Annotated in this window: 11 protein-coding genes; 8 read left to right on the top strand and 3 right to left on the bottom strand. The window is 60.1% G+C overall.

Features of this window, described 5'->3' with window-relative positions; genetic code table 11:
• A partial coding sequence (locus K0U62_05790) for a GDP-mannose 4,6-dehydratase (protein MCH9801037.1) occupies positions 1-249 on the bottom strand: 249 nt, incomplete at its 3' end.
• Positions 250-464: 215 nt separating this feature from the next.
• Here K0U62_05790 and K0U62_05795 point away from each other — a divergent pair.
• From K0U62_05795 to rfbA, 6 genes are all read left to right on the top strand, one after another.
• Complete coding sequence (locus K0U62_05795; protein ID MCH9801038.1) at positions 465-1,340, top strand: ABC transporter permease; 876 nt, start codon at positions 465-467, stop codon at positions 1,338-1,340.
• Complete coding sequence (locus K0U62_05800) at positions 1,340-2,542, top strand: ABC transporter ATP-binding protein (GenBank protein MCH9801039.1); 1,203 nt, start codon at positions 1,340-1,342, stop codon at positions 2,540-2,542. Before K0U62_05795 ends, K0U62_05800 begins: the two co-directional genes overlap by 1 nt.
• Positions 2,543-2,701: 159 nt before the next feature.
• Entirely contained in the window at positions 2,702-3,655 is a 954-nt protein-coding gene (locus K0U62_05805) for an SDR family oxidoreductase (GenBank protein ID MCH9801040.1), read from the top strand.
• Between the two features lie 3 nt (positions 3,656-3,658).
• Positions 3,659-5,065, top strand: coding sequence for a sugar transferase (locus tag K0U62_05810; protein ID MCH9801041.1), 1,407 nt, complete (start codon positions 3,659-3,661; stop codon positions 5,063-5,065).
• Positions 5,066-5,090: 25 nt separating this feature from the next.
• Positions 5,091-5,702: a dTDP-4-dehydrorhamnose 3,5-epimerase gene (gene rfbC / locus K0U62_05815; protein MCH9801042.1), complete on the top strand. Its 612-nt coding sequence runs from the start codon at positions 5,091-5,093 to the stop codon at positions 5,700-5,702.
• A 52-nt stretch (positions 5,703-5,754) separates the two neighbouring features.
• Positions 5,755-6,630, top strand: a complete 876-nt coding sequence (gene rfbA, locus K0U62_05820; protein ID MCH9801043.1) for a glucose-1-phosphate thymidylyltransferase RfbA — start codon at positions 5,755-5,757, stop codon at positions 6,628-6,630.
• 18 nt (positions 6,631-6,648) lie between these two features.
• On the opposite strand, the gene K0U62_05825 is transcribed toward rfbA, so the two are convergent.
• Entirely contained in the window at positions 6,649-7,740 is a 1,092-nt protein-coding gene (locus K0U62_05825; protein MCH9801044.1) for a glycosyltransferase family 4 protein, read from the bottom strand.
• Positions 7,741-7,882: 142 nt separating this feature from the next.
• Between K0U62_05825 and K0U62_05830 the strand changes: the two genes are divergently transcribed.
• Both K0U62_05830 and K0U62_05835 read left to right on the top strand, forming a co-directional pair.
• The gene (locus K0U62_05830; protein MCH9801045.1) at positions 7,883-9,007 is read left to right on the top strand and encodes a glycosyltransferase family 4 protein; all 1,125 of its coding nucleotides are present in this window, start codon (positions 7,883-7,885) and stop codon (positions 9,005-9,007) included.
• 86 nt (positions 9,008-9,093) lie between these two features.
• Positions 9,094-9,900 carry a WecB/TagA/CpsF family glycosyltransferase gene (locus K0U62_05835; GenBank protein ID MCH9801046.1) on the top strand — a complete coding sequence of 269 codons (807 nt, stop codon included), beginning with the start codon at positions 9,094-9,096 and terminating at the stop codon, positions 9,898-9,900.
• Positions 9,901-9,960: 60 nt separating this feature from the next.
• Here K0U62_05835 and K0U62_05840 read toward each other — a convergent pair.
• On the bottom strand, positions 9,961-10,432 hold a 472-nt coding region (locus K0U62_05840), incomplete at its 5' end, for a M23 family metallopeptidase (GenBank protein MCH9801047.1).

Consider the following 10,432-nt stretch of genomic DNA (forward strand, 5'->3'; position numbering starts at 1 on the left):
AAAGTGAACTACCGCGTCATGCCCGGGCATCGTCGCGGCGAGGAGTTCGCCGTCGCAAATATCTCCCTGAACGAATGAATAACCCGGATGCTGTGCCACCGGGGCTAGATTGGCGAGGTTTCCCGCGTAGGTGAGTTTGTCCAAAACGGTGACTTCAGCCTCAGCCAAACCTGGATAGGCACCGCCGAGCGACTGCCGAACGAAGTTAGACCCGATGAAACCGGCACCACCGGTTACTAGTACCCGCATTGACCACTCCTCGCTCTGTCGTTCGGTTGGCAGCCACCGAACCTCCCACTACGCGGTTTGCCCGACGGACGTCGTATGACACGATATCCGGTGCCAACCAACGTCAGCGACGCGCACGGCTAGCATAAGACCGTGCCCATCAACACGTGGTCCCGCAGTGCGGGTCATCGCTACAGCGACAGCCGGCAGGATGCCCGAGATTCGCGTGCACTCCGGTGACCACCACCGACCCGGCCCAGCAGACTATGGACGACCAAACTAACCCGACCAGCGCGAAGGCTCGCATCAGCGGCCCAGAGTTATGGCGCTATCGCTATTTGGCCTGGAACTTCGCACAGCGTGACCTGAAGGCGAAGTACAAGGGCACCGTCATCGGTTGGGCATGGTCACTCATTGTCCCCGTCGCGGTTGTGCTGATCTACTCACTGGTCTTCTCGGTGATCTTCCGGGCAGAACCGCCCCCGTTTGCCGACGGCCGGCCAGGTGTCTTTGCGGTGTGGTTTGTTGTAGGGCTGGTCCCGTGGTCGTTCTTCGCGGCAGCAGTAACGACCGGAATGGGTGGACTACTGGCTTCTGGCAGCCTGCTGCAGAAGGTATATATCCCCAGCTACGTCCCAGTGGTCGGTTCAGCGCTTGCAGCCCTCGTGCAAGCCGGCATCGAACTCGGGATCGTTGCAGCTATGCTGCTCGGTTTCCAAAACGTTGGCTGGACCTGGCTGCTGACGCCGCTATGGCTGGCAATTTTCGCCATCTTCGCCACAGCGACGGGATACATCCTCGCGGTAGCCAATGTGTTCCTGCGAGATGTCGGTCAGATCGTCGCGGTCGCCCTGCAACTCCTCTTCTTCCTCACCCCCATCATCTACCCACTGAGTTTCGTTCCGGAAAAGGTCGGGCCCATACCGCTGCAGACTCTGATCTCCGCGAATCCGCTAGCCCAGTTCATCGGCGGATTCCGGGCATTGCTCTACGACCTACAACTGCCCTCTCTGGCGCAGCTTGGATACGTCACAGTTTGGACCCTTGCCGCCCTGCTACTCGCTTGGATCGTGTTCCGCCGGCGGGGTCGGGATGTCGGAGAGGAAATTTGATGTCTACCCCTGCGATCCAAGCCGAGAATCTCAGCAAGAAGTTCATGCTTCATACGCAAAAGAGACTGTCGATCAAAGAACGCCTCGTTCGCGGCAAGCCGCCGCCGGCGCGCGAACTGTGGGCCCTTCGTGACGCATCCTTTGAGGTTGCGCGCGGCGAAGCGATGGGAATTATTGGCCATAACGGGGCCGGCAAGTCCACTGCGCTCAAAGTGCTGACGGGGGTCTACCGGCCCACTAGCGGCACCGTGTCGGTCAATGGCCGGGTGTCCGCCCTCCTTGAACTGGGCGCCGGTTTTCACCCAGAACTCAACGGGCGAGAGAACATCCGACTCAACGGATCGATCCTCGGTCTAGGCCGGAAACAAATCGACGCCTTGATGGACGAGATCATCGACTTTTCTGGGATTGAAGAGTTCATTGACGAGCCAGTAAAAATCTACTCCACCGGAATGTTCGTGCGGTTGGGCTTTTCCATCGCAGTGAACCTGGATCCCGAGATTCTCATCATGGATGAGGTGATTGCGGTGGGAGACGAAGCGTTCCAGCGCAAGTGTATGGACCACCTCTACCAGCTACGACGCGACGGCTGCAGCATCATCTTGGTCTCCCACAGTATGGGCAGCATCCAGGAGATCTGCGATCGCGCGGTGTGGCTTGACCATGGTGCCGTTCAGTCCATTGGTAGTGCCGCTGACGTCTGCCGGGAGTACATGGATGCTGTGAATGAAACGGAAAACGCCGGCAGCGCGAGCGGTTCATCCAGCGACAGTGCTGAGGCGTTTCGGGGAAGTGGCGAAATCAGAATCCGGCACGTTGATTTTCTTGACGAGCAAGGCAACGCCGCCAACCGACTGCAGTCCCGCCAGCCGCACACTTTCCGATTTCACTACCGATGTGACGAACGAGCACCGGAAGCGGTCCTGAGCTTCGAAGTCCTCAATGAACGTGGTGACTTGGTGAGCAAAGTGACGTCTGAAAAGGACTTCGGCTTCGGCGCAGAGCCAGGTGATTCCTCCATCGACTTCTCAATCCCGGACTTGTTGCTCAATACCGGTCACTACGTCATCAGCACCGCGGTCACCGACCACGGCAAGACTCTGGATGCGCGTGATCGCGATTTCGCCTTCCGGGTCCAGTCCACCGATCCACTCACTGGCGGCGCCGTGGCGCTTCCCGGTGAGTGGACGCGGCAGATATAGCGTCGTCATGCACTCCCGGACATGGTCACCAAACGGCAATTCTGATTAGTTCCCAACTCGCCTGCTACACCGAGATAGGTCCTCCTCTGGGTACACTGCCGAATACACCGGCTAGCGCTCGCCTCTAGCCACATTTCTTCAGCGATAAATGAGGGTGCGATGACTGAGGTCGCGGATCGACGAGTACTCGTCACCGGCGGAGCGGGTTTCATCGGCAGCCACCTCTGCGATCGACTCCTCACAGAGGGTGCTGAAGTCCTCTGCGTCGATAACTTCTACTCCTCCACCCGCAGCAACATCCACCATCTCGTGGACAACCCGCGCTTTGAGTTGCTCCGCCACGACATCACTTTCCCGCTATATGTCGAAGTTGACGAGATTTACCACCTGGCCTGCCCAGCATCGCCGGTCTTCTACCAGCGTGACCCGGTCCAAACGACTAAAACCTCCGTGCTCGGATCGATCAACATGCTGGGTTTGGCCAAACGGACGGGCGCCAAAATCTTGCTGGCCTCCACCTCCGAGGTCTATGGGGACCCCACCACTCATCCGCAAACTGAGGACTACTGGGGCAACGTCAACCCCATCGGCCTCCGGTCCTGCTATGACGAAGGCAAGCGCTGCGCCGAAACGTTGTTCTTTGACTACCACCGGCAAAATGACGTGGAAATCAAAGTCGTGCGGATCTTCAATACCTTCGGTCCACGCATGCGCCCGGACGACGGTCGAGTAGTCAGCAACTTCATCACCCAGGCGCTCACCGGCGATCCGATCACGCTGTACGGAGATGGCCAGCAAACCCGCTCATTTTGTTACGTCGATGATTTGGTTGAGGCGCTAGTGCGCATGATGGCTACTAATGCCGAGATCACCGGACCCGTCAACGTCGGAAATCCGAACGAAATCTCCATCAAAGAACTGGCCGATGTCGTGACGGCGATGTGCGACAGTTCGGTGCCGCTGGTGAACAAGCCGATGCCGCAGGACGATCCCCAACAGCGGCAGCCAGACACATCACTGGCTCGGGAACTGCTCAAATGGGAGCCCACTACCTCGCTGAGACAGGGCTTGCAGCACACCATCGACTGGTTCGCGCGGAAGACTGCGGGGTAGGTCGTGGGGACCGCCACCGTGCAACACAGCGGCCTGCAGGCAGGAGTCCGTGAACAGCGGCATCACCTAGCAACCCTGATCATGGATCTGCTCATGATCACCACAGCGATCGTCACTGGCCTCGCTGCTGGTTGGGGCGGCAGTTGGCCGCTCATGGATGATCCCGCTCGGCTGACCGTAATCATCGCGCTCGCCTTCATTTGGCCGGTGACGTTGTGGGATATGGGGACTCGTTCCACCAGCATCATGGGGTACGGGCCCGAGGAATACCGCCGAGTACTTAGTGCGACGTTGTGGACGCTGATTCTGACCGCGGCCTTCGCGTACGCCACCGGCACCGTCCGCGCTCGCGGCCTACTCCTCGGCATCATCTTGATCGGGCTCATCCTGTTGTTCCTAGGGCGCAACATTATGCGGTATCTGCTGCATCGTGGGCTACAAGAAGGTGATCCGCTGCACCGAGTTTTCGTGGTTGCACCGGGACCACAGGCGTTGCTGATCAGCGAACAGTTGTCCAGGTCCCGCGGGATCTACGGCGAGATCGGCGTCTGGCCGCTAGAAGCCGGGAACGATCCGAGCCCGGAAACTGTGGTGGGAGCTGCCGCCGCCGCCAACGCTGACACGTTGCTCTATTCCCCAGCTGAACACAACGACCCCAACTGGCCGCGACGCTTGGGCTGGGCGATGGAGGACAGCGAACTTTCGCTGTTGGTCAGTCCCGCTATTGCGGAAATTGCCGGACCCCGCCTAGCCATTGAACCGGTCCAGGGCCTACCGCTGGTCCGGGTTGATATGCCGCAATTCTCGGGCCCAGCCCGGACGGTCAAACGCTTCCTTGACCTAGTGGGGTCGGTCCTTGCTTTGGTGGTCTTAGCCGTCCCGCTGCTGCTCATCGCCGTAGCGATCAAGTTCAGCAGTCCAGGTCCAGTTATGTTCCGACAAGAACGAGCAGGGCCAGCGGGAACGACCTTCTCCTGCTGGAAGTTCCGCACGATGTACGTGGGTGCCGACGCCGACCGCACCGAGTTACGCGAGGCGCAGCATTCAGACTCGGCGACCTTCAAGATGGAACGCGATCCGCGGGTAACCGGGGTCGGACGGTTCTTGCGCAGATTCTCACTCGATGAGCTACCACAGTTATTCAACGTGCTCGTCGGGCAGATGAGTCTAGTTGGACCACGACCACACCCGCTAGACGACGTAGAACTGTACGACGACATCGCCACCCGTCGACTACTAGCGAAGCCAGGGATGACCGGGTTGTGGCAGGTGTCCGGCCGCTCCGACCTGGAGTGGAAAGAAGCAGTGATGCTGGATCTCTACTACGTAGAGAACTGGTCCATCTCGCTGGATCTGATCATCATGCTGCGAACCATCAAGGCGGTCATCACCGGTCGCGGCGCATACTAGTCAGCGAAGAGGGCAGCACATGGGCATGTCAATCGAGCCAGCCGCGATCGAGGGTTCCTGGCTTTTCACTCCACAACTCCACGGTGACTCTAGGGGAATATTCCTAGAGACGTTCAAGGAGGAAGGCTTCATCGAAGCGATCGGACATCCGCTGCGGTTGGCTCAGGCCAACTGCTCGGTATCAGCCCGCGGCACTGTCCGGGGAATCCATTTCGCCGACGTTCCACCCGGGCAGGCCAAGTACGTGACCTGTGTGTCGGGCCGTATCCTCGACGTGGTGGTAGACATTCGAGTTGACTCGCCAACCTTTGGGCAGCATGAGTCCGTAGTGCTAGACGACGAATCTCGCAAGGCTCTCTACCTGTCCGAAGGACTTGGGCACGGTTTCGCGGCGCTCACCGAGGATGCCACGGTCATGTACCTGTGCAGTGAGCCATACCGGCCACAGGGCGAACATGGCATCGACCCCAATGATTCCGATCTCGCGATTGACTGGGGACTACCGGCCGGTGACCTACTGCTGTCGGGCAAAGACCTCGCGGCGCCAGGACTTCACGAAGCGGCTCAGCAGGGCTTGCTGCCGAACTTCGCTGAGTGTCAGGGATACCGCCAGTCGCTGGGCCAGTCACACGGCTGACAAGCGACACCGCGCATTTGGCCTCGATCAAGCGACCGCTACCATCACAACGATGAAGGGCATCATTCTCGCCGGCGGTACTGGTTCTCGGCTCTGGCCAATCACTCGCGGGGTCAGCAAACAGTTGCTCCCGGTCTTTGACAAACCGATGATCCACTACCCGCTGGGCACGCTCATGGCCGCAGGCATCCGCGAGATCTTGATCATTACGACTGCTGAGGATCAGCCAGCCTTCCAGCGGTTGCTGGGGGACGGCTCGGAACTCGGAATTCGGCTAGATTACGTCGTTCAGCCCCGCCCGGAGGGCCTCGCGCAAGCTTTCATCTTGGCCGAGGATTTCCTGGCCGGCGAGGCCAGCGCGTTAGTGCTGGGCGACAACATCTTCCACGGGCCGGGGCTCGGCCATCAGCTCAGCCAGTTGTTAGACACTGATGGTGGTCACGTCTTCGCCTACCGGGTGTCGGACCCGCAGGCCTACGGTGTCGTTGAGTTCGACGGGGCTGGAAATGTGCTGTCCATCGAAGAAAAGCCCCAGCAGCCCAAGAGCAACTACGCGGTACCCGGGCTCTACTTCTATGGTCCCGACGTCGTCGACGTGGCCAAAACCATCAAACCCAGCGCCCGCGGCGAACTAGAGATCACCGCTGTCAACGAGCACTACCTCAACCAAGGGCGGCTCCAGGTGACGGTACTGCCCCGCGGTACCGCATGGCTCGACACCGGTACTTTCGAATCATTGGCAGACGCCGGCACCTACGTGCGGGTACTTGAACAGCGACAGGGCACCAAAGTGAACTGTCTCGAAGAGATCGCTTGGCGACAGGACTGGATCAACGACACCGACTTGGCAGCGTTGGCGGAACCGCTACGCAAGAGCAGTTTCGGCGATTACCTGGTCGGGCTCCTCGACCAGGGCAAGCAAGGCTAACCCGCCACTTACGACACTTCATTCGGCCACGACACTTCGGTAGGCCGCCGCTGTCAGCCGAGCGGTTCGTGACCAGGAGAAGTCAGCTGCACGGTGCTGGCCCCTGTCCACTAGATCGTGCGATAACTGTGAATCTGCCAGTACTCCACTGATGACGGAGGCAAGCTGGTCGCTTTTATCAACGTCGAAGAAGACTGCCGCATCGCCAGCGACTTCCCGAAAGGTCGCAGTGTCTGCCGCAACCACCGGCGCCCCTGCTTTCATCGCTTCGAGTACCGGGAGTCCGAATCCTTCGTACCGGGATGGCACTATCACCGCTGCGGCTCGCTGATAGACAGTAGGGAGCTGCTCGTCGGTAACCTGCCGCCAATCGATGCGATTAGACAGGCCTAGATCCGCAATTCTTTGTTGCTCACTATCGGAAATCGGTCCACCACCAATAACCACGAGCTGAAGATCAGGGTACCGCCTGCTGGATTCCGCGAAAGCATCCAGCAATAGCGCGAAATTCTTGTAGCCAGATCGGGCCCCGACGTGGAGTAGGTACTTCGCAGGCAGATCCTTGACGACGGCACCCGCACGCGAAAAACGTTCTGACACTCCTGACGGAACCACAACGATGGGTGCAGCTAGCTCACCATAGACCCGGAGCAGATCCCCCCGCGTTGCTTCGGAAACACACACAACTAGATCGGCATCTTCTACGTAGCGTTGCTTTGCCTCATGGACCTGGGCCGATACGTAGTCAGGGAAGAGTTCCGGAATCATGTCGTGCACAGTCACCACATGGGTGGGCCCCTGAGCATCCTGCAAGTATCGGGGGTCGTAGAAGGTGCTGTGGAGTATCGGCGCAGTTAGTTCCTTGGGCCGCAAGCGCCTAGTCAACCGCCGACGCGCAATCTCACCACGAGGCTGGCGGGGCAGTCGGCCGCGCCGAACCCCCACCAACTCCGACAAAACATGTTCGTTCCAAGTTCGATCAAAGGTCAGTTCCGGGGCGATCCCTAAGTCCGGATCCAACCGGAAAGCATCGATCAACTCAACGAAATAGCGACTGATGCCGCCTCGTGTTTGCTTGAGGAAGATTTGCTCATCAAAGGCGACGCGCACAACCAAAGGCTAGTCCACCGGCGAGGGCTTTCCAGCAATACTGTCGTGTCGCCCTAGCATGGGATCGCCAACTGAGAATTCGAGGAGTGTATGGACGAGTCGACCCAGCACCGGTCTGCCCTATGACCATCTCTCAGGTGTCATGAGAATTGCCCTGGTCCACAGCTACTACCGCTCGGAAACCCCGAGCGGTGAAAACGTCGCGGTGGATCGTCAGGCCGAACTGCTAGCGGCGGCCGGGCATGAGGTACGGATTGTCGCTCGCCACAGCGACGAGGACGCTTCCCGCAGCAGCGACAAACTCCGCCTTGCCTGGCAAGTAGCCAGCGGGGCAGGGGCAGATCCCAGTGCGGAACTTCGCGCGTTCAACCCGGACGTCGTACACGTGCACAATCTGTTCCCGAACTTCAGCACCCGTTGGTTGAAAACCTGGCCGGGACCACTGCTAGCGACTGTTCACAACTACCGACCGCTCTGCGCCAATGCGCTATTGCTGCGCGAGGGAAAGTTCTGCACGCTGTGCCCCGACGGCGACAAGTGGGCGGGAGTCCGGCACTCCTGCTACCGGGAATCCCGGGCGGCAACTATCCCGTTGGCCATCAGGAATCGCCCCGGTCCCAGCCGTGACGCCTTACTCCACCGAGCAGATCGAATCATCATGCTGTCCCCTCGGGCGGAAACAATCTACCGCCGCTACGGGCTGCCGTCTGAAAAACTCCGCCAACTGCCGCACGGCATCGACGCCGCCGCAGCCGACAGTCCGACGGAACCGCTAAATCGCTGGGTTTCCGTAGGTCGACTCACCTCCGAAAAGGGCTGGGCTTGGCTGGTTGCCAACTGGCCCGCCGACGTCGGGCTGGACATCTACGGTGCTGGTCCGATGAGAGCCGAACTGGCGGCGAGCGCACCGGCTTCCGTGAGGCTGCTGGGAGAGGTCAGCAACGACGTACTCCGAGCACAACTGCCCCGCTATCAGGGAGCCATCTTCGCCGGAGTTGCACCGGAAGGGTGCCCCTTCTCCGCAATCGAGGCTCTGGCGGCCGGCCTGCCGCTCATTGCTCGACGAGATGGGGCGGCCGCAGACATGGTGGAACGTTGGGGGTGTGGATCGATCTTCCGAGATGGACACCAGATGTCTGAGTGCCTTCACCAACCGACCACCCCAGCGGATCGCGAGGCCGCGTTGCTCACCTTCCGCGACAACTTCACCACCGAGGCCTGGCTTTCCGGCCTACTCGCCATCTACCGCGAGCTAGTGACCAGCTAGGTATCCGGACTCCCCTTCTCACCGCTCCAAGGGGAAGATCGCGCCGGTGCGGCTACCATCAAACCTCTTCGGACTAGAATCAATCCGTGTCTTCACCGTCCGGTGCCTCGCTTGTCGCACTGCCCAGCCGCACGATTGGCCGGGTGTCCTTTCGGGTCACTCCGCTGGAATCGGCCATTAGCGCCGTATGCGATGCCGCGATGAACCAAACAGCGGGGGTCAGTGTCCATTTTGCTAACGCCTACTCGGTTGCCATCGCCGATAGTGACGATAACTACGCCCGTATCTTTGCCGATGATCACGCCGTCACGTTCTCCGATGGGGTCCCCATTACCTGGGTGGGCCAACGTGCGTTCCCGGAACTCAAGCAGCAGTGGCAACGCGTCTACGGCCCGGACGTGATGACGGGGGTACTGGATCGCTGTCAGCGAGACGAGCTACCCATCTCGCACTACCTTCTCGGTGGTTCATCCGAGACGCTAGCCCAACTCCAAGCTCAGATCGCCCGCCGCTGGCCAGACGTGACTATTGCTGGAGCCGAGAGCCCCCCTTTTCGCCCCCTAACAGCTAACGAAGTCGCTGCTCAACGCGACCGAATCACCGCCGCTGGAGCGCAACTGGTCTGGGTCGGGCTGGGAACTCCCAAGCAGGACTTCGCCGCTCGGGAGCTAGCCGACGATGCTCAGGCGATTGTCCTCGCGGTGGGAGCTGCCTTCGACTTCCTGGCCGGAACTAAATCCCAAGCGCCGCGGTGGATGCAGCGCAACGGCTTGGAATGGATCTACCGGCTAGCGACCGAACCACGGCGACTACTTCGTCGCTACTTCTGGGGTAATCCCCGCTTTCTTGCCGCAGCAGCACGACAACCGGGCCTCAAACGGGGACGAAACTGATCCGAGGGCTCATCGGCCCGCAGCAGGCCTACCGCTGTGGGCCGATGATCAGAGTGGGAACTAGCCCTGCTGCTGCAGAATCTTGGTCAACTGCCGCAGTTCCTGGCCGTCCACACCTAAGTAGGTGGTGGGTTTGGTCGGGCGATCCTTGGCGGATCGAGCCTCGAAGTGCAGGTGGGGGCCAGTCGAGTAGCCAGTACTACCCACGGCACCAATCCGCTTACCAGCCTCGACCTGCTGGCCCTTCTTGACGTTGATCTTGTTCAGGTGCGCGTAGACGGTGTAGTGACCATCGGGGTGTTTGATCTTGACCATCTTGCCGTAGCCACCGTTGTCGCCAGCGCTCACCACCTTGCCCTTGTCTGCGGCGTATACCGGCTCGTTCATATCGGCGGCGAAGTCGATGCCACCATGTTCGCGGCCAGCGTGCGCGCCGGAGGAGTGCCCCCAACCGGCACTGATTCGGTAGTCATGTACCGGCAGGTAACGGCCACTCGGCAGATTTTCGGCGCCAGCGATTCGGCTATTCGGC

This window comes from Actinomycetes bacterium (assembly GCA_022599915.1).
Lineage (GTDB): Bacteria > Actinomycetota > Actinomycetes > S36-B12.

Coding starts and splice junctions, on each gene's coding strand:
- rfbC (MCH9801042.1), top strand. CDS start 5,091: ATGTCAATCGAGCCAGCCGCGATCGAGGGTTCCTGGCTTTTCACTCCA.
- K0U62_05800 (MCH9801039.1), top strand. CDS start 1,340: ATGTCTACCCCTGCGATCCAAGCCGAGAATCTCAGCAAGAAGTTCATG.
- rfbA (MCH9801043.1), top strand. CDS start 5,755: ATGAAGGGCATCATTCTCGCCGGCGGTACTGGTTCTCGGCTCTGGCCA.
- K0U62_05805 (MCH9801040.1), top strand. CDS start 2,702: ATGACTGAGGTCGCGGATCGACGAGTACTCGTCACCGGCGGAGCGGGT.
- K0U62_05830 (MCH9801045.1), top strand. CDS start 7,883: ATGAGAATTGCCCTGGTCCACAGCTACTACCGCTCGGAAACCCCGAGC.